Annotated in this window: 19 protein-coding genes; 11 read left to right on the top strand and 8 right to left on the bottom strand. The window is 69.3% G+C overall.

Going from position 1 to position 19,131, the window contains the following annotated elements:
- The first annotated feature begins 48 nt into the window (after positions 1 to 48).
- The 3 genes from ACYVOK_RS24080 (at position 49) to ACYVOK_RS24070 (ending at position 5,843) form a co-directional block, all read left to right on the top strand.
- Entirely contained in the window at positions 49 to 390 is a 342-nt protein-coding gene (locus ACYVOK_RS24080; RefSeq protein ID WP_460664777.1) for a DUF485 domain-containing protein, read from the top strand.
- Positions 391 to 395: 5 nt separating this feature from the next.
- Complete coding sequence (locus tag ACYVOK_RS24075; protein WP_460664795.1) at positions 396 to 2,039, top strand: solute symporter family protein; 1,644 nt, start codon at positions 396 to 398, stop codon at positions 2,037 to 2,039.
- Positions 2,040 to 2,252: 213 nt separating this feature from the next.
- Entirely contained in the window at positions 2,253 to 5,843 is a 3,591-nt protein-coding gene (locus ACYVOK_RS24070; protein ID WP_460664776.1) for a discoidin domain-containing protein, read from the top strand.
- A 52-nt stretch (positions 5,844 to 5,895) separates the two neighbouring features.
- Here ACYVOK_RS24070 and ACYVOK_RS24065 read toward each other — a convergent pair whose 3' ends face one another.
- Positions 5,896 to 6,933: an ArsR/SmtB family transcription factor gene (locus ACYVOK_RS24065; RefSeq protein ID WP_460664775.1), complete on the bottom strand. Its 1,038-nt coding sequence runs from the start codon at positions 6,931 to 6,933 to the stop codon at positions 5,896 to 5,898.
- A gap of 97 nt (positions 6,934 to 7,030) precedes the next feature.
- On the opposite strand from ACYVOK_RS24065, the gene ACYVOK_RS24060 reads away from it, so the two are divergent.
- Entirely contained in the window at positions 7,031 to 7,945 is a 915-nt protein-coding gene (locus ACYVOK_RS24060; protein WP_460664774.1) for an NHL repeat-containing protein, read from the top strand.
- A 17-nt stretch (positions 7,946 to 7,962) separates the two neighbouring features.
- Here ACYVOK_RS24060 and ACYVOK_RS24055 read toward each other — a convergent pair whose 3' ends face one another.
- From ACYVOK_RS24055 to acs, 3 genes are all read right to left on the bottom strand, one after another.
- Complete coding sequence (locus tag ACYVOK_RS24055) at positions 7,963 to 8,379, bottom strand: MarR family winged helix-turn-helix transcriptional regulator (protein WP_460664773.1); 417 nt, start codon at positions 8,377 to 8,379, stop codon at positions 7,963 to 7,965.
- A gap of 62 nt (positions 8,380 to 8,441) precedes the next feature.
- Positions 8,442 to 8,882 (bottom strand): hypothetical protein, encoded by a 441-nt coding sequence (locus ACYVOK_RS24050; RefSeq protein WP_460664772.1) that lies wholly within the window; start codon positions 8,880 to 8,882, stop codon positions 8,442 to 8,444.
- Positions 8,883 to 8,942: 60 nt separating this feature from the next.
- On the bottom strand, positions 8,943 to 10,877 hold the full coding sequence (gene acs, locus ACYVOK_RS24045) for an acetate--CoA ligase (RefSeq protein ID WP_460664794.1): 1,935 nt from the start codon (positions 10,875 to 10,877) through the stop codon (positions 8,943 to 8,945).
- Positions 10,878 to 11,135: 258 nt separating this feature from the next.
- Between acs and ACYVOK_RS24040 the strand changes: the two genes are divergently transcribed.
- Positions 11,136 to 11,279 (top strand): hypothetical protein, encoded by a 144-nt coding sequence (locus ACYVOK_RS24040; protein WP_460664771.1) that lies wholly within the window; start codon positions 11,136 to 11,138, stop codon positions 11,277 to 11,279.
- Here the strand turns inward: ACYVOK_RS24040 and ACYVOK_RS24035 are convergent, their stop codons facing one another.
- Entirely contained in the window at positions 11,280 to 11,723 is a 444-nt protein-coding gene (locus ACYVOK_RS24035) for a MarR family winged helix-turn-helix transcriptional regulator (RefSeq protein ID WP_460664770.1), read from the bottom strand.
- 26 nt (positions 11,724 to 11,749) lie between these two features.
- Positions 11,750 to 12,103 (bottom strand): winged helix-turn-helix transcriptional regulator, encoded by a 354-nt coding sequence (locus ACYVOK_RS24030; RefSeq protein ID WP_460664769.1) that lies wholly within the window; start codon positions 12,101 to 12,103, stop codon positions 11,750 to 11,752.
- 76 nt (positions 12,104 to 12,179) lie between these two features.
- Here ACYVOK_RS24030 and ACYVOK_RS24025 point away from each other — a divergent pair, with 76 nt between their 5' ends.
- Positions 12,180 to 12,776 (top strand): NAD(P)-dependent oxidoreductase, encoded by a 597-nt coding sequence (locus tag ACYVOK_RS24025; protein WP_460664768.1) that lies wholly within the window; start codon positions 12,180 to 12,182, stop codon positions 12,774 to 12,776.
- A gap of 45 nt (positions 12,777 to 12,821) precedes the next feature.
- Positions 12,822 to 13,484 carry a sugar isomerase domain-containing protein gene (locus ACYVOK_RS24020; protein ID WP_460664767.1) on the top strand — a complete coding sequence of 221 codons (663 nt, stop codon included), beginning with the start codon at positions 12,822 to 12,824 and terminating at the stop codon, positions 13,482 to 13,484.
- 365 nt (positions 13,485 to 13,849) lie between these two features.
- On the opposite strand, the gene ACYVOK_RS24015 is transcribed toward ACYVOK_RS24020, so the two are convergent.
- Positions 13,850 to 14,608, bottom strand: a complete 759-nt coding sequence (locus ACYVOK_RS24015; RefSeq protein ID WP_460664766.1) for a GntR family transcriptional regulator — start codon at positions 14,606 to 14,608, stop codon at positions 13,850 to 13,852.
- A gap of 412 nt (positions 14,609 to 15,020) precedes the next feature.
- On the opposite strand from ACYVOK_RS24015, the gene ACYVOK_RS24010 reads away from it, so the two are divergent.
- On the top strand, positions 15,021 to 15,968 hold the full coding sequence (locus tag ACYVOK_RS24010; RefSeq protein WP_460664765.1) for a glutathione S-transferase family protein: 948 nt from the start codon (positions 15,021 to 15,023) through the stop codon (positions 15,966 to 15,968).
- Here the strand turns inward: ACYVOK_RS24010 and ACYVOK_RS24005 are convergent, their stop codons facing one another.
- A complete protein-coding gene (locus tag ACYVOK_RS24005) occupies positions 15,969 to 16,550 on the bottom strand; it encodes a TetR/AcrR family transcriptional regulator (RefSeq protein WP_460664764.1) in 582 nt (193 codons plus the stop codon).
- A 50-nt stretch (positions 16,551 to 16,600) separates the two neighbouring features.
- Here ACYVOK_RS24005 and ACYVOK_RS24000 point away from each other — a divergent pair, with 50 nt between their 5' ends.
- The 3 genes from ACYVOK_RS24000 (at position 16,601) to ACYVOK_RS23990 (ending at position 19,075) form a co-directional block, all read left to right on the top strand.
- Positions 16,601 to 17,263 carry a haloacid dehalogenase type II gene (locus ACYVOK_RS24000; protein ID WP_460664763.1) on the top strand — a complete coding sequence of 221 codons (663 nt, stop codon included), beginning with the start codon at positions 16,601 to 16,603 and terminating at the stop codon, positions 17,261 to 17,263.
- 114 nt (positions 17,264 to 17,377) lie between these two features.
- Entirely contained in the window at positions 17,378 to 18,592 is a 1,215-nt protein-coding gene (nhaA, locus tag ACYVOK_RS23995) for a Na+/H+ antiporter NhaA (protein ID WP_460664793.1), read from the top strand.
- Between the two features lie 81 nt (positions 18,593 to 18,673).
- On the top strand, positions 18,674 to 19,075 hold the full coding sequence (locus ACYVOK_RS23990) for a phage holin family protein (RefSeq protein ID WP_460664762.1): 402 nt from the start codon (positions 18,674 to 18,676) through the stop codon (positions 19,073 to 19,075).
- Positions 19,076 to 19,131: the final 56 nt, after the last annotated feature.

Here is a 19,131-nt window from a genome sequence, read left to right as displayed (position 1 = left end):
GACTAACGTGCACGTGATCGTGTCGAAGTACGAGGGGAACTCGAACTCATGGACGAGGAAGTGGTGCGCGAGCGGGATGCCCGCGCCTACGAGGCCGTGCACGAGGCGGCCGACTTCACCGAGCTGAAGCGGCGCTACAAGAACTTCGTCGTGCCGTGGACCATCGCGTTCTTGGCCTGGTACCTGGCCTACGTGGCCTGCAACAACTGGGCCCGTGACTTCATGGGCCAGAAGGTGATCGGCCACGTCAACGTCGCGCTGATCTTCGGTCTGCTGCAGTTCGTCTCGACGTTCGCGATCGCCGCGGTGTACGGCCGGTTCGCGAACCGCAAGCTGGATCCGCTGGCCAGCGGCCTGAACGCCAAGTACAAGAGGGAGCGCCGCCGGTGACCGTTCTGACACTGCCCGCGCTGGTCCCGCTCGCCAACGGCGAGCCCGGCAACCGGGTACTGACCATCTCCCTGTTCACCGCGGTCGTCGCCGTGACGCTGTACATCACCTGGTGGGCGTCCCGGCAGACCAAGAGCGCGGCCGACTACTACGCCGGCGGCCGCTCCTTCAGCGGCGCCCAGAACGGTCTGGCCGTCGCCGGTGACTACATGTCCGCGGCGTCGTTCCTCGGCATCTCCGGGTCGATCGCCCTCTACGGGTACGACGGTTTCCTCTACTCGATCGGGTTCCTGGTCGCGTGGCTCGTGGCGCTGCTGCTGGTCGCCGAGCTGCTGCGGAACTCCGGCCGGTTCACCATGGCCGACCAGCTGGCGTTCCGGATGAAGCAGCGGCCGGTCCGGACCGCGGCCGCGACCTCCACGATCGTGGTGTCGATCTTCTACCTGCTGGCCCAGATGGTCGGCGCGGGTTCGCTGGTCGGTCTGTTGCTCGGCGTGACGAACGAGGGCGTGAAGGCCGGCGTCATCGTCCTGGTCGGCGCGCTGATGATCGTCTACGTGACGATCGGCGGCATGAAGGGCACCACCTGGGTGCAGATCGTGAAGGCCGTGCTGCTGATGGCCGGCACCGTCCTGATCACGTTCCTGGTGCTGCTGAAGTTCGACTTCAACGTCTCGCAGCTGCTCGGCGCGGCCGCGTCGAAGTCCGGCAAGGGAGAGTCGTTCCTGCAGCCCGGACTGCTGTACGGCAAGGACCTGGTCGGCCAGATCGACTTCCTGTCGCTCGGCCTCGCCCTGGTCCTCGGTACGGCGGGCCTGCCGCACATCCTGATCCGCTTCTACACCGTGCCGGACTCGCGGTCCGCGCGCCGGTCGGTGCAGTGGGCCATCGGCCTGATCGGCGCCTTCTACCTGATGACGCTGGCGCTCGGTTTCGGGGCGGCGGCGCTGCTGGAGACCGGCAAGGGTTCGGCGGTGGAGACGTCGAAGGGCAACGTGGCGTCGCCGCTGCTGGCCGAGTCCGTCGGCGGCGGGCCCGACTCGCTCGGCGGCGCGATCCTGCTCGCTTTGATCGCCGCGGTCGCCTTCGCGACCATCCTCGCGGTGGTCGCGGGCCTGACCCTGGCGTCGGCGTCGTCGTTCGCGCACGACCTGTACGCGAACGTGATCGCCAAGAAGGCGATCGACGAACGGAGCGAACTGCGGGTGGCGCGGTTCGCCGCCATCGCCATCGGCGCGGTCGCGATCGGGCTGGCGATCCCGGCGCAGCGACTGAACATCGCGTTCCTGGTCGCGCTGGCCTTCGCCGTCGCCGCGTCCGCGAACCTGCCGGCGCTGCTGTTCAACCTGTTCTGGAAGCGGTTCAACACCTCCGGCGCGGTGTGGAGCATCTACGGCGGCCTGGTCTCGGCCGTCGTCCTGGTGTTCTTCTCGCCGGTGGTGTCGGGGTCGTCGACCTCGATGATCACCGGTGCGGACTTCTCGTGGTTCCCGCTGTCGAACCCGGGCATCGTGTCGATCCCGCTCGGCTTCCTGTTCGGCGTCCTGGGCACGTTCCTCGGCCGTGACCGGTCGAGCGAGTCCCGGTACAACGAACTGTCCGTCCGTGCCCTCACCGGCGCGGGTGCGGAGGGTCCGGCCCGGCACTAGTTCCTGTCCCGCGGGAGGGTCGCGGCACCGGCGTCCGCCGGGCCGCGACCCTCTTCGTTGTGGCCGCCAGGCGTCACGAACCGTTGACGCCTGCGTCGCCGTGCCGTAACAATGAGTCAGCGTCGCGCAAGAATCAGGCAAATTGAAGAAACTTCTCGACTTGCCGCGACGCTGATCCCTTGCGCCCTCACCCCCGCCCACCCAGGAGAGGCCATGACCCACCCGAGATGGCGGCTGTTGGCCGCCTTGCTGGCCGGCAGTCTGGCGTTGTCGGCCGGCCCGCTCGTCCGCGCGACGCCGGCGGACAGCGCGACCGCCGCCGTACTGGCCGGACCCAACCTCGCCGCCGGCAAGAGCGCCTCGGCCAGCGGCGTCACCCAGACGTATGTCGCAGCGAACGTGACCGACGGCAATCAGAGCACCTACTGGGAGAGCGCCAACAACGCGTTCCCGCAATGGGTGCAGGTCGATCTCGGTTCGTCCGTCGCCACCAACCAGGTCGTGCTCAAACTGCCGACCGCGAACTGGGGCGCCCGGACCCAGACCCTGGCCGTCCAGGGCAGCACCGACGGGCAGAACTTCACCGACCTCGCCGCCGCCACGGCCCGTGCGTTCAACCCGCCGAACAACACCGTCACGATCGACTACGGCACCGCGACGACGCGCTACGTCCGGATCCGGATCACCGCCAACACCGGCTGGCCGGCCGGGCAGCTGTCCGAGCTCGAGGTCTACGGACCGGCGACCGGTGACACCCAGGCTCCCACCGCCCCGGGCAACCTGGCCCTCACCGAACCCGCCGCCGGCCAGATCCGGCTCAGCTGGACCGCCTCGACCGACAACGTCGGTGTCACCGGGTACGACGTCTACGCCAACGGCCAGCTGCGCACCAGCCTGCAGGGCACCGTCCTCACCTACACCGACAACCAGCCGGCCAGCGCGTCGGTCTCGTACTTCGTCCGCGCGAAGGATGCCGCAGGCAACCAATCGCCGAACAGCAACACGGTGACACGGAACGGCAGCTCGGGGCCCGGCAGCAACCTCGCCCTGGGCAAGCCGATCACCGCGTCCGGGTCCGTACACACCTTCGTCGCGGCCAACGCCAACGACGACAATGTCACGACGTACTGGGAAGGCAACGCCAACCCGGCCACGCTGACCACCATGCTCGGCGCGAATGCCGACCTGAGTTCGATCGTGGTCCGGCTCAACCCCGACCCGGTCTGGGCACCGCGGACGCAGACCTTCTCTGTCCTCGGCCGCGAGCAGAACAGTTCCGCGTTCACCACGATCGTGCCGAGCGCGTCGTACAACTTCAGCCCGGCGAGCGGGAACAGCGTGACAATCCCGGTCGGTGCGCGGGTGGCCGACGTACGGCTGAACTTCACCGCCAACACCGGTGCACCGGCCGGTCAGGTCGCCGAGTTCCAGGTGATGGGCGTCCCGGCGCCGAACCCGGATCTCACCCTGTCCACCGTGACCTGGACGCCGACCTCGCCGGTCGAGACCGACACGATCACGGTCCGGGCGACGGTCGGCAACTCCGGTACGGCGGGCTCGCCGGCGACCGAGGTGAACTTCTACCTCGGCGAGACCAAGGTCGGTACGGCCGCCGTCGGAGCCATCGCGGCGGGGGCGTCGGCCACGGTCAGCGCAGTGATCGGGACGCGCGACGCAGGCAGTTACGCGTTGAGCGCCAAGGTCGACGAGTCGAACGCCGTGATCGAGCAGAACGACGCCAACAACAGCGCCAACGCCTCGAGTCCGCTGGTGGTGACGCCGGTCGCCAGTTCGGACCTGATCGCCGCAGCGGTCAACTGGACACCGAACAATCCGTCCGCCGGCAACAGCGTCGCCTTCTCGGTCGCGCTGAAGAATCAGGGCAGCGTCGCCTCCGCCTCCGGTGCGCACGGCATCACGCTGACGATCCTGAACGGCAGCACGACCGTGGCCACGCTGACCGGCTCCCACAACGGCGCCATCGCCGCGGGCACCACCACCTCAGCGGTTGCCCTCGGCAACTGGACGGCGGCGAACGGCCGGTACACCGTGCGCGTCGTCCTGGCGGACGACGCGAACGAACTGCCGGTGAAGCGGGCCAACAACACCAGCGAGCGGCCGTTCTTCGTCGGTCGTGGCGCGAACATGCCGTACGACCACCTGGAGGCCGAGGACGCCTCGATCGGCGGCGGAGCCGTCGTGGTCGGGCCGAACCGGACCATCGGTGACCTGGCCGGCGAGGCCTCCGGGCGCCGTGCGGTCACGCTGAACACCAACGGATCGTTCGTCGAGTTCACCACCCGGGCGCGGACCAACACCCTCGTCACCCGGTTCTCCATCCCGGACTCGGCCGGCGGCGGCGGGATCAACTCGACCATCAACGTGTACGTGAACGGCAGCTTCCACAAGGCGTTGCCGCTGACCTCCCGCTACGCCTGGTTGTACGGCGCGGAGGCGAGTCCGAACAACTCGCCCGGCTCCGGACCGGCCCGGCACATCTACGACGAGGCCAACATCATGCTCGACGGGACGTTCCCGGCGGGTACGAGGATCAAACTGCAAAAGGATCCGGCGAACAGTACGACGTACGCGATCGACTTCATCGACACCGAAGAGGTCGCGCCGATCGCCAACCCCGGCGCGGGATTCGTGACGCCGGCCGGGTTCACGCACCAGGACGTGCAGAACGCGCTCGATCAGGTGCGGCAGAACAGTGCGCTGCAGGGCGTGTACCTGCCACCGGGCGACTACCAGACCTCGTCGAAGTTCCAGGTGTACGGCAAGGCGGTCCGGGTCGTCGGCGCCGGGCCTTGGTACACCCGGTTCCACGCCCCGGCGACGCAGGACAACACCGACGTCGGCTTCCGCACCGAGGCGTCGGCGAACGGGTCGTCGTTCAGCGGGTTCGCGTACTTCGGCAACTACACGTCCCGGATCGACGGACCCGGCAAGGTGTTCGACTTCGCCAACACCGCGAACATGACCATCGACAACATCTGGGTCGAACACATGGTTTGTCTGTACTGGGGTGCGAACACCGACACCTCGACGATCAAGAACTCCCGGATCCGAAACATGTTTGCCGACGGCATCAACATGACCAATGGATCGGCCGGCAACACGGTCAGCAACAACGACGCCCGGGCCACCGGCGACGACAGTTTCGCGTTGTTCAACGCCACCGACTCCGGCGGCGGCGAAGTCCGCGACAACGTGTTCGAGAACCTGTCCGCGACGCTGACGTGGCGCGCGGCCGGGTTCGCGGTCTACGGCGGCACGAACAACGTGTTCCGCAACCTGTACGCCGCGGACATGCTCACCTATCCCGGTGTCACGATCTCGTCGCTCGACTTCGGGATACCGATGAACGGTTTCGGGGCGACCCCGCCGACCCGGTTCGAGAACGTCAGCCTGGTCCGCGCCGGCGGGCATTTCTGGGGCAACCAGACGTTCCCCGCGTTGTGGATCTACTCCGCGACGAAGATCTTCCAGGGCATTCGCGTGAACGATCTGGACATCGTCGATCCGACGTACTCCGGCATCATGTTCCAGACCGACTACGTGAACGGCCAGCCGCTGTTCCCGGTCGCCGACACGGTCTTCACCAACACCACCATCACCGGCGCCCGCAAGTCCGGCGACGCCTTCGACGCCAAGTCCGGCTTCGGCATCTGGGTCAACGAACTCCCCGAACCAGGAGAAGGCCCCGCCCGCGGCACCGCCACCTTCCACAACCTGACCCTCACCAACAACCACACCGACATCCGCAACACCACCACAACCTTCACCCTCAACCGCCCCTGACCCCACCCCCGAGAACGGCCGTCGCCCCCAGGCGCCGGCCGTTCGCCCTTCCTCAGCTACCTCGCAGTGCGATGCGGGTCTGCGGAGAGGACAGCAGGCGGAGGGCGGTGGGAGTGAGGGAATGGAGAGCTGTGCCTTGGGTTCGGTGGGTGGTGATGAGGCCGGCGTTGCGGAGGATTCGGGTGTGGTCGGAGGTGGAGGGGAGGGAGATGCCGGTGCGGCGGGCGAGTTGGGTGGTGGTGGCGGAGTGGGTGAGGGCTCGGAGGACGGTGGCCCGGGTCCGGCCCAGGAGGTCGGCCAGGGCGTCGGTGTCGGGGAGGTCTTCGGCGGGGAGGTCTGCGCACGGGTAGACCAGGACCGGGCGGCGGTCCGGGGCGTCGAGGGCCAGGCATTCGGAGGTCAGCGAGGACGGGTAGAGCAGGAGACCGCGGCCATCGAGGTGGATCTCCAGGGTGCGGCCTGCGTTGACGCCATCCGGGGTGCGGCCTGCGTTGACGCCATCCTGGGCGGGGGCGGCGTTGAGGCCGTACGTGGTCAAGACTGGAGTGGACCACTCGATGTCGGGGTGGAGGGAGGTCAGCAGTGCGTCGAGACCGCCGTGCAGGAGGGCGCGTGACCTGAGTGCGAGGTCGGCGCCGTACCGGCGCTCCAACTCGGTCGACGACGGCGCGAGGACCTCGGTGTGGAATGCACGGACGGCGTTCCCGAGCGCCCGGCGGGATCCGGCCCGGCCGGCCAGCAGGCCCTGCAGGAACGTGTCGACGTCCGGCGGCAACCACGGACCGAGTTCGTCGCGGACGACGTCGCCCGGGGTGTTCATCAGCGCGTCGACGGCCGGCTCCAGGCCGGGCGCGGGCACCTCGGGTGTCAGGAAGTCCGGAAACTGCCCGGCCGGCGCGATCAGCTTGAAGAGCGGTCGCATCGACGGGCGGACGCGGCGCCCGGCCTCGCGTCTCCACCGGCGCGCGACCGGCGGGATCGCCCGGTCACCCAGGGCGCGGGCCGCCAGCGCCGCCTCCCACAGCGGCCGCGGTTCGTCGGGGAACGTCACCCGCCCGAGGTCCGCCGCGGTGAAGTGGATACGGATCATCTCCTGATTGTGCCCGCGCCGGGGTCACCGCGCCGACCACTTCGGTTCTGACCGAAACCGGTCGCGACGCCGGCCGCCCGCGCCGCACTCTGACGCGATGAAACGCCTGGCAGCCCTCACAGTCCTCGCCCTGTTCACGACGATCCAGCCGGCCGCGGCTCACGTCGTACCGCCGAGACCGACCGAGTACGTCGTCTCCACCACACCCGGTGACACCCCGGAAGGCATCGAGGTCACGCGCGGCGGCACGATCTACGTGACCAGCGTCGGGACCGGCGCGGTGTACCGCGGCAGCGCCCGCGACCCGCGGCTGAAGCCGTTCCTGCCCGCCGGCAGCGACGGCCGCACGTCCGCGACCGGCATCCACGTCGACCGCTGGGGCCGGGTCCTCGTCGCCGGCGCCCGTACGTCGAAGCTCTTCCTGTACGACGCCGACGGCACCCTGCTCGCCGTCCGCATGGCCGCCGACGGCTCGTTCCTCAACGACTTCACCTTCGCCGGCGACGCGGTCTACGTCACCGACTCGGCCCGCAACCAGATCTGGCGCGCCCCGCTCACCCGCGACGGCATCGGCGAACTCGAACCCTGGCTCACCCGCGACAAGATCCAGCCGATCCCGTACTTCCTCAACGGCATCGTCACCGACGGCAAGACGCTCCTGGTCGGCGAACAGGGCCAGGACGTCACCTACCGGATCGACCTCGCGACCAAACAGGTCAGCACGCTGGACGTCACCAACGGCATCCTGTCCGGCGACGGCTACCTGCTCGAAGGACGCCGCCTGTACGCCGTCCACAACGCCGGCGGCGGCAAGTACGTCACCAGGCTGGCCGTGCTCAACCGAGACGCGACCAAGGCGACCATCGTCGCCGACTCAGAGCCAGGCGCGTCCGGTGCGACCCCGACCACGATCGCTCGTGACCGCGGGCGGCTGCTCTGGGTCAACAGCCAACTGGATATCGCTCCGGGCACGCCGCCGTACACCGTCTCCGTCGTACCGGGGCTGCGGTAGCCGGCGCAACGACTGACTCAGAGGTCGTCGGCGATCCGGGCCAGGACGACCCCGGCGCGCAGGACGAGCTCGCGGTCGGCGTCGTCGAGGCGGCGGAGGAGCTTGCCGAGTTCCTCCGCGGCCTGCCGCCCGGACGCCTCGACCATCTCGGCGCCGGCCTCGGTCAGTACGACGGCGGTCGCGCGGCCGTCGACCGGGTCCTGCTCGCGGCGGACCAGGCCCGCCTCCTCGAGCGCCGCGACCGTGGTGGTCGCGGTGGGCTGCGAACACGGGACACGCGAGGCGATCTCGCCGATCCGGATCGGCTGCTCGTCGGCGATCAGCATCAGCGCGAGGAACTGAGTCGGGTGCAGGTCCGTGGTGGTGCGACTGCGGCGCAGGTGCCGGACGATGCGGTGCATACTCACCAGGAGCTGCAGGGTCTCCTGTGCCATCGCGATCACCTCCTCCGAACGGATGCGTCATCCTGGCACACCGGTGGAACGATCTCCACGGATCACAGCTGGCCGGCGGCCACTCCGAGCGCGAACGCCGTACCGGTCAGGCCGAGCATCGTGCCGGCCAGTACGACGAGTTGCCGGCGCAGCACGAACTGTTCGGCTTCGGTGGAGAACACCCGCCGCGGCCAGTGCCGCCAGGACACGTACCAGAAGATCCCGCTCGCCAGGAGCAGCAGCGCCGCCTTCGCCACGTGGATCCCCCAGTGCTCCGGCTCCAGCACCAGCAGCACCACGCCGGTCAGCGCGATCGCGGCGATCAGCCCGACCACCTTCCACCGATTGCCTGAGGCAATCACCGTCGTCAGCGCCTCCCGCCCCTCGTGGTCCGGCCCGAAGTACCTCTTCAGCTTCGGCCCCACCACGAACAACGAGTAAGCCATCCCACCGACCCACGCCGCCGCCAGCCCCGCATGCACAACCGCCACGACGATGGTCACGCCCGGCAGCCTAGACGAGAACGGCCCCGGCAGTTGCCGGGGCCGTTCGACGCTCGAGGGTCAGTCCTCGTCGGACTTGCCGGCGGCGAGGTTGGACTTGATCAGGTCCATGACGGTGGAGTCGGCGAGCGTGGTGACGTCGCCGACCTCGCGGTTCTCGGCGACGTCGCGGAGCAGGCGGCGCATGATCTTGCCGGAGCGGGTCTTCGGGAGTTCCGCGACGACCATGATCTGGCGCGGCTTGGCGATCGGGCCGATCTCCTTGGCGACGTGGTTGCGGAGTTCCTGGACCACGTCCGGGCCGCCGTCGCCGGCTTCGGAGCGGAGGATGACGAACGCCGCGATCGCCTGACCGGTGGTCGGATCGGACGCGCCGACGACCGCCGCCTCGGCGACCTTCGGGTGCGAGACCAGCGCGGACTCGATCTCGGTCGTGGACAGCCGGTGGCCGGACACGTTCATCACGTCGTCGACCCGGCCGAGCAGCCACAGGTCGCCGTCCTCGTCCTTCTTCGCGCCGTCACCGGCGAAGTACACGCCCGGCCAGCGGGACCAGTAGGTGTCGACGAACCGCTGGTCGTCGCCCCACAGCGTGCGCAGCATGGCCGGCCACGGCTTGGTGATGACCAGGTAGCCGCCGGACCCGTTCGGGACCGGGTTGCCGGCGTCGTCGACGACGTCCACGCTGACCCCCGGGATCGCCTTCATCGCGGCACCCGGCTTGCCCGCGGTCACACCCGGCAGCGGCGAGATCATGTGCATACCGGTCTCGGTCTGCCACCAGGTGTCGACGACCGGCGCCTTGTTGCCGCCGATGTTCTCCCGGTACCAGATGTAGGCCTCCGGGTTGATCGGCTCACCGACCGACCCGATCACCCGCAGCGACGACAGGTCGAACTTGGCCGGGATGTCCGCGCCCCACTTCATGAAGGTGCGGATCGCGGTCGGCGCGCAGTACAGGATCGACACCTTGTACTTCTGCACGATCTCCCACCAGCGGCCCTGGTGCGGCGTGTCCGGGGTGCCTTCGTACAGCACGGACGTGGTCGCGTTCGCCAGCGCGCCGTACACGATGTAGCTGTGCCCGGTGACCCAGCCGATGTCGGCCGCGGTCCAGTAGATGTCGGTGTCCGGCTTCAGGTCGAACACGCCCCACTGGGTGTACGCCGTCCCGACCAGGTAGCCGCCGGTCGTGTGCAGGATGCCCTTCGGCTTCCCCGTCGTACCCGACGTGTACATGACGTACAGCGGGTGCTCGGCGTCGAACGCCTCCGGGGTGTGCTCGGTCGACTGCTTGCCGACGAAGTCGTGCCACCACAGGTCGCGGCCCTCGACGATGTTGGTGTCCTGGCCGGTACGGCGGACCACCAGGACGTTCCGGACGTCGGGGCAGTCCTCGAGCGCGGCGTCGACCGCCGGCTTCAGCGCAGCCGCGGCACCACGGCGGTAACCGCCGTCGGCGGTGATCACGACGCGGGCGTCGCAGTCCAGGATCCGGCCCTTCAGGGCGTCCGCGGAGAAGCCGCCGAACACGACCGTGTGCGGGGCGCCGATCCGGGCGCAGGCGAGCATCGCGACCACGGTCTCCGGGATCATCGGCATGTAGATCGCGACCCGGTCGCCGGCCTGGACGCCGAGCTCGAGCAGCGCGTTGGCCGCCTGGCTCACCTCGTCCTTCAGCTGCGCGTAGGTGATCTCGCGGGTGTCACCGGGCTCACCCTCGAAGTAGTACGCGACCTTGTCGCCGAGACCGTTCTCGACGTGCCGGTCGACGCAGTTGTACGCCGCGTTCAGCTTGCCGTCGGCGTACCACTTGGCGAACGGCGGATTGCTCCAGTCCAGCGTCTGGGTCGGCTCCACCGCCCAGGTCAGCCGCTTGGCCTGCTCGGCCCAGAACCCCTCGAAGTCGGCCGCGGCCCGCTCGTAGGCGTCGGCCTTCAGGTTCGCGTTCGCGGCGAGCTCGGCCGGCGGCTCGAACCGGCGCTCCTCGTGCATCAGGTTCGAGAGCGCCTCGGACTGGGCGCCGGTCTGGGGTGACTCTGCATTCGTCACGTCGCGGACTCCTCCTCGCTAGTTCGGCGCGCTGGAGCGCCCGGTCCCCTTTCTACCAATGCGGTCCCCGGCACGGAACCGCCGTATCGCCCAGCAGCCCCGATCTGCGCCCAACTGATCCGATTTTCAGCCGAACGGCACATCTCCACGGTACGACGGAACCGATCGGGCGGCTCGTCCATCGATACAGGTGTGAACACGATGCCGATGGATCAGCACCCGATCGAGACGACAGACGGTTCCCGGCGGAAGATCTCCCGGGCGGCCCGGCGGCGCGTCCACGCCCGCGAGTACCGCGTCCGCCGTACTCAGAAGGCTGCCCGCGCGCAGCTGCCGGTCCGGTAGTCAGCCGGCCTGGTGATGGGCCAGGAGGCGGGTGAGGAGAGTGGTCAGACGGTTGCGGTCTGCTGGGGACAGCGGGGCGAAGATCTCGTCCTGGGCCTGCTCGACCAGGGCCGCCAGGCGTTTCTGGTGCCGTCGGCCGGAAGCGGTCAGCGTGATCACGTTGCGGCGGCCGTCGGCCGGGTCGGGGGTGCGTTCGACGTACCCGCCGGCGACCAGCTCGTTGAGGGCGGCAACCACGTCGCTGCGGTCGATGCCGGTGCGCCGGCCAAGGGTCGCCTGACTGGCCGGGCCGAACTCGACCAGGGTCATGAGCAGGCGGAAGTGGTATCCCCGCGCGCCCGCCGCGGCGAAAGTCTCACTGATGATCCGGTGTGCGTGCGCCGCGCTCTGCGTCAGCAACCAGCTGGGCGTCCGCAACAACTCGCTCGGCGTCTGCTCGTCCACAGCCGGCAGTCTAGCGTTGGCCCGACCTACGATTCGCGGGCGTCGAGCAGTTCGTCCCAATGGTCACTGGCCCACTCGCACATGACCCGCATCGGTTCGAGCAGGCTGCGGCCGAGATCGGTGAGCTCGTAGGTCACCCGCCGTACCGGCTCGTCGTACGCCGTCCGCCGGACGAAGCCGTCACGTTCCAGGTTGCGGAGGGTCTGGGTCAGCACCTTGGGCGTGACCCGGGCGAGCGGCACCCGCAGCTCGGAGAAGCGGCGCGGGCCGTCCTCCAGGCACACCAGCACCAGCGCCGACCACTTGTCCCCGCCGATCCGGAACGGCAGCAAAGTCGACGGGCAGATTTCCTCGAACATGTCCGCCCGCAGCGTCTCCATGGCGTGCAACGGTACCCAATCGGTAACCACGGCACCTTCTACGGTCGCTCCACCAAGCCACACCAAGGAGGTTGCAGTGGGCAAGATTCTGGTCATCGGCGCACGCGGACGGGCCGGCCGGGCCGCCGTCGACGAGGCACGACGCCGCGGCCACGACGTGACACCCGTCGCCCGTACGACGGAAGGCGCGCCGGACCTGGTCGCGGGCGACGTCACCGACGCCGCCCGGATCACCGAACTGGCGGCCGGGCACGACGCGGTCATCGCAGCCGTGTACGACGGGGGCGCAGACCCGTCCGAGTTCTTCCCGAAGGCTGCTCAGGCCCTGGTCGACGCCCTGGACGACGGCCGGCTGATCTGGGTCGGCCTGGCCTCCATCCTGCCGGGCAAGGACGGCACGCTCCTGATGGACAGCCCCGGATATCCACAGGAGTACCGCTCGTTCTTCCTGGCCCACAAGGCGGCCCTCGACACCTTCGCCGTTTCGTCCCTCGACTGGGTCTCCATCGCCCCCGCCGGCGACTTCAACCACGCCGACCCGACCCGCACCGGCAGCTACCGGATCGCGCCCGGCGACCCCACCGCCCTCACGTCGTACGCCGACTTCGCGATCGCCCTCCTGGACGAGTACGAGCGGCCGGCGCACTCTCGCCAGGCAATCGGAGTGGTCTAGTCGGATTCCCCCGCGGAACCCGTTGGCGACGGTAGGTTCGGGCGCATGGCTGGAGCTGAGGAGTTCATGCGCCGGGCGTTGGAGGTCGCTCAACGGGCCGCGGACACGCAGGGCGACGCGATCACGCGGGCGGCCGAGTTGGTCGTGGACGCCAACGTGTTCTGGGTGTTCGGGACCGGTCACAGCCACGTGATCGCCGAGGAACTGTACGGCCGGGCCGGCGGGCTGGCCGACGTGCGGGCGGTGCTCGAGCCCGGGCTGATGCTGCACGAGGGACTGCTGAAGAGCTCGCTGCTCGAACGGCTGCCCGGGCTGGCCGACGTACTGCTGCAGACCCACGAGATCGGCGCGGGCGACGCCGTACTGATCGCGTCGAACTCCGGACGGAACGCCGTACCGGTGGAATTCGCGCTCGGGGCCAAGGCGAAGGGTGCTCACGTGATCGCCCTGACGTCGATGAGACACAGTACGGCGGTGAGCTCACGAGCCCCCGGCGGCCGGCGACTCTTCGAGGTCGCCGACGTGGTCATCGACAACTGCGGGGAACCCGGCGACGCCCTGATCGAAGTCGACGGCAGCCCGGAACGCACCGGCGCAACCTCAACCCTCGTCGGCGCCCTCCTGGTCCAAGCCCTCACCGTCGAAATCGTCACCAAACTGGTGGAACGCGGCCGAACCCCAAACATCCTCCGCAGCCAGAACGTCTAACCGGCGTACTGGGGTAGTCCCACGCGTGCTACGCGGCCGCTCCTTCGTCGCGACCGCTACGCCCGCTCCCTCCCGCCCCCCGGCTCATCGCCGGTATCTTCCTTGCCGGGCTATCGCCGGCGAGCTGCGGGCTTATCGCCCGTCGGCTCTACGGGGCTTATCGCCCATGAGTCGGCGGGGCTGAGCGCCCAATCCAGGTAGGCCAGCAACCGGGCGATAAGCCCGCGCTCGGCCGGCGGCAGCCGGTAAGGGACACGCCGGCGGTAAGCCGGGGGTGGGTGGGAGCGCGCCGTGGTGGTCGCGGCGGAGGAGCGGATGCGTGGCGCGCTGGGCTTTGCCCCGGTGCGTCTGCTCCGGTCGGTCGGCTACGTGGCGCGGTAGGCCACGGTGATGTCGTAGCGGTCGGAGCGGTAGACGGAGCGGCCGAATTCGATGACTTCGCCGGAGGCGGTGCGGGGGGCGGAGGTGATGATCAGGCACGGCGTGGTGGAGTCGATTTCGAGAAGTTCGGCGTCGACCGGGTCCGGTGGGGCGGCGACGATCGACGCGGACACCTCGCCAAGGGTGACTCCCCAGCCGGACGACAGTTCGGCGTACAGGGACTTCTCGGTGAAGTCGACCTCGTCGAGGCCGGGGTAGCGGTGCAGCGACAGGGCGGTGCGCTCGACGGCCATCGGTTCGCCGTCGGCGGTGCGCAGCCGGGTGAGGTGCAGTACCGGGGTGCCGACCGGCTCTTCCAGCTCGCGGGCCAGGTCCTCGTCGGCGGTGCCGACGCGGTGCTCGAGCACCTTGGCGCCGGGCTTGATGCCGCGGTTGATCATGTCCTGGCTGAACGACGAGGCAAGCATCCGGGACGGGCGCGGCTCGGCGACGAACGTGCCGCCGCCGGGACGGCGGGCGGCCAGGCCCTCGGCCACCACCCGGTCCACCTCCTGGCGCACCGTCATCCGGGCGACGCCGAAGCGCTCGGCGAGGACACGCTCGGAGGGCAGCACGGTTCCGACCGCCAGGCTGCGAGTGAGGTTCTGCAGAATCTCGCGGATCTGGTCACCCTTCGGCCGGTCGGGCCGAAGCTCCGTGGGGAGTTCGGCGAGGTCGCCGGGGTTGTTCCTTGGGCGGGCCATGAGGTCAGTATCCCTGGGAATCTGCCCGGCAAACCGGTTGCCGGGGGACGCGAGCGGGGGCGTGCTCCTGATCGGTCGGTGCTGCCGGCCGTCCGCGGCTCCGGTGGCGCGGACAACCTTGTCAGCCAGACTGTAACGTCCGCCGATGCCTCACTGCTAGTGACCGACGGGCCCGGGCGATTCCCGCAGGTCCCGGCATCCGCAACTCGGCAGACGAGCCGAGAAGAAGGTCCCGGGAGAAGTCGAGAAAGCGTAAATGTTTCGCGGGCGATTCCCGCAGATCCCGGCATCCGCAACTCCGGAGACGAGCCGGGAAGAAGGTCCTGGGGAAATCGAGAAAGAGCAGTTCTTTCGGGCGGCGATTCGCCCGGCCGGGAAGCTGGTGTGTGCTGGGCGAGGTAGTTTCGAGGTCATGAGCGCGGGACAGTTCGTGAAGGAGAGTGCGCCGACCGGGGAGTGGAAGCGGCAGGGCAACCGGTTCACCGACCGGATCAGCCGCGATTCCACGTCCGGTCCTGGTGAGGGTCCGGACGACCAGCGCCGCTGGCCGGTCGAGCCCGGTCGCTATCGGCTCGTGGTCAGCCTGGCCTGCCCCTGGGCGCACCGGTCGGTGATCGTGCGCAGGTTGCTCGGCCTGGAGGACGCGATCAGCCTGGCGATCGTCGACCCGATCCGCGACGACCGCGGCTGGCGGTTCACCCTCGACCCGGCCGGCCGTGACCCGGTGCTCGGCATCGAGTTCCTGTCCGACGTGTACCGGCGGACCGATCCGTCGTACGACGGCCGCGTGACCGTGCCCGCCATTGTCGACACCGTGAGCGGCCTGGTCGTCACCAACGACTACCCGCAGATCACGCTGGACCTCTCGACCGAATGGACCGAACACCACCGCCCGGACGCGCCACGGCTGATCCCGGACGACCGCGCCGAGATGGACCAGTTGATCGACGACATCTACCGGGACGTGAACAACGGCGTCTACCGGTGCGGGTTCGCGACCACGCAGGAGGCGTACGAGGCGGCGTACGACGCTCTGTTCGCGCGGCTCGACGTACTCGAGGAGCGGCTGGCCGACCGGAACTACCTGCTCGGCGACACGTTGAGCGAGGTCGACATCCGGCTGTTCACCACGCTGGTCCGCTTTGACGCGGTGTACCACGGCCACTTCAAGTGCAACCGGAACAAGCTGACCGAGTTCCCGAACCTGTGGGCGTACGCGCGCCGGCTGTACCAGCGGCCGGGGTTCGGCGAGACGGTCGACTTCGACCACATCAAGCGGCACTACTACCTCACCCACGACACCATCAACCCGAACCGCATCGTCCCGAAGGGCCCGGACCCGCGCGTCTGGACCGCCTGATCAGCGGGCCAGCCCGGCCGTCGCGGCGTTGACGGCCGCCTTGAGCTGAGCCCGGGTTGCTCCGGAGCGGGAGCGCAGGTTGACCGCATAGGCGAGCAACGTCAGCAACTCCGCGGCGTCGCCCACGTCGACACCGTCGCGCAACTGCTTCTTGCCCTCGGCCGCTCGCAGAGCCGCGACGAAGGCATCCCGCAACGCGGCGTGATGCTCGGCCAGCAGCGGCCGCGCCGCGGGCGGCGGATTGTCCGCGTTCGCGTTCGAGACCAGGCATCCCCAGCCGGCGAACTCGCCGGCGCACCGCAGCCGAAGCAGCCGATCGAAGAACGCGGTGACCGCCGGCAGTCCGCGTCCGTCCGCGGCGAGCCGGTCGAACATCGGCCGGGACCGCTGGTCCAGGTACCGCCGGACCGCCGCCAGGTAGAGCTCGTCCTTGCCGCCGAACGCGTTGTACAGACTCGAGCGGCTCAACCCGGTGACCGCGACGACGTCCTGGATGCCGGTCGCCGCCACGCCGCGACGCCAGAACAGCAACTCGACCGCGGCCAGCGCGGCCGCCTCGTCGAAGTGTTTGACATCCGCCATACCGGTCATCCTATCTTGGAACGAATGGTCCAAGATAGAGGAGAACGCGGATGATCGACGTACTGGTGCTCGACGTCAACGAGACCATGTCGGACCTGGAGCCGATGCGGGACAGGTTCGTCGCGGCCGGCCTGGCGCGGCACAGTCTCGACACGTGGTTCGCGGCGACGCTGCGGGACGGATTCGCACTGACCGCGGCCGGGGCGTACGCCGACTTCCGCACGGTGGCCACCGACGTCCTGACAGCCCAACTCGCCACCGCCGGAATCGAGCCCACCGAGGACACCATCGGCGGAGTCCTGTCCGGCATGACACAACTGTCGCTGCATCCGGACGTCGAGCCGGGTCTGCGCCGGCTCCGGGACGCCGGTCTGCGGATCATCACGCTGACCAACGGCTCGGCGGCGATGTCCGAGCGGATGTTCACCGACGGCGGCATCATGCCGCTGCTCGAGCACCGCCTGGACGTCGCCGTACCCCAGCGCTGGAAGCCGCATCCGGCCGCGTACCGGTACGCCGCCGAGATCTGCGACGTACCCGTGGAGCGGATGGCCCTCGTGGCCGTACACCCGTGGGACATCGACGGTGCCCGCCGGGCCGGACTGCAGGCCGTCTACCTGGATCGCCGCGGCACGCCGTACCCGAAGGGCTTCCTGCCGCCGACCCGAGTGGTCGAGGACTTCGAGGCGCTCGCGGACACCGTTCAGAAGTAGCTGACACCACCCGTTAGAATCGTGCGAGTTGGAATCGCCGCCCGACGGGTGGCGATGGTGCGCCGGGAAGCCTGGTCGGCAGTGTCCTCAACGACCCCGATCGAAGGGCCGACGATGAGCCAGCCGCCGCGGATCCGGCAGAAGAAGCGTGCGTTCCCCCGCATCCTGGGACGGGAGCGGGCGATTCTCGCCGACACGTTCCGGGCCGAAACGACCGGCGGCCTGCTGCTGCTCGCCGCTGCGACGGTCGCCCTGGTGTGGGCCAACTCACCCTGGCAGGACGCCTACCACCACCTGCGCGACACGTCGGTCGGACCGCTGACCGTTGAGGCGTGGGCGTCCGACGGCGCGTTGACGTTGTTCTTCTACCTCGCCGGTGTCGAACTGAAGCGCGAACTCGCGGTCGGCACTCTGTCGCGGCTCAGCGAGGCGGTCGTCCCGGTGGTCGCGGCCGTCGCCGGAATGGTGCTCCCGGCAATCATCTATCTGGCGATCAACCTGGCTGCCGACAACGGCCGGCCGCGCGGGTGGGCGGTGCCGACGGCAACGGACATCGCGTTCGCCCTGGCCGTGCTGGCGATCGTCGGGTCGTCACTGCCGAGCGCTTTGCGGGCGTTCCTGCTGACGCTGGCGGTGGTCGACGACTTCGGCGCCATCCTGGTGATCGCCGTCTTCTTCTCGCACGGCTTCCACCTGCTGCAACTGCTGATCGCGATCGCACTGATCGCGGCCTGGTACGTGCTGCAGCGGCGCCGGATCCGGACGCCGATCCTGTACGTGCCGATCGCGATCGCCGCATGGTGGTTCATGCACGAGTCCGGGATCCACGCCACCATCGCCGGGGTCGCCCTCGGCCTGGTCACCCGGGTGGTCGCGGATCCGGGTGAGGAGCAGGCGCCGGCCGAGCGGATCGAGCACCGGCTCCGGCCGTGGTCCGCGGGTGTCGCCGTACCGCTGTTCGCGTTGTTCGCGGCCGGGGTGACGCTGAGCGGGAACGCCGTACGCGAGATGCTGACCGACCCGGTCGCGATCGGGGTGGTCGCCGGGTTGCTGTTCGGCAAGGTGATCGGCGTGTTGGGCGGCTCGTGGCTGACCGCGCGGTTCACCCGGGCCGAGCTCAACGCGGACCTGGCCTGGCGGGACGTCGCCGCCGTCTCCGTCCTGGCCGGGATCGGGTTCACGGTCGCGCTGCTGATCGCCCAACTGGCGTTCGCCGACGACGCCGCCCAGGTCGAGCGGGCCAAGGCCGCCGTCCTGGTCGCCTCGGTGCTGGCCGCGATCGTCGCCGCGCTGCTGCTGTCCCGGCGCAATCGCGAGTACGCCGACTGACCTTCCGGCGCCGGGGTACCCGTACTTCGGCGAGGTCGGCGGTAGTGTCGGGGGACGGAGCGTGGAAGGAGTGCCATGTCGATGGGGCCGAACGGGAGTGAGCCCACGGTCGGGCAACTCGTCGCGAACGCCAGCAAGGATCTGTCCAACCTGGTCCGCAGCGAGCTGGAGCTGGCCAAGACCGAGCTGAAGAAGACTGCGGTGGCGGCCGGGACCGGTGCCGGCATGTTCGGCGGTGCCGCCTTCCTGGGCCTGCTGGCGATCATCCTGCTGTCCATCGCCGCCGCCTACGGGCTCAACGCCCTCGGGCTGCACCCGGCCGTGTCCTTCGTGATCGTTGCCGTGGTCTACCTGTTGATCGCCGCCGTCCTGGTGCTGCTCGGCAAGCGGGCGCTCGGCCGGGCGAAAGGCCCGCAGCGTGCGATCGAGACCTCGAAGGAGTCGGTCGAGGTGCTCAAGGCGATCGGCAAGGGCGACGAGTGACCCGATCGGACGGGCGGCGCTGAGCCCGGCGGGTGTCGTCGACCTGCTGGTCGACG

The organism is Kribbella swartbergensis (genome assembly GCF_054784135.1).
Note: the sequence above shows the minus strand (reverse complement) of the source record. Positions and strands in the feature narration are given on the sequence as shown.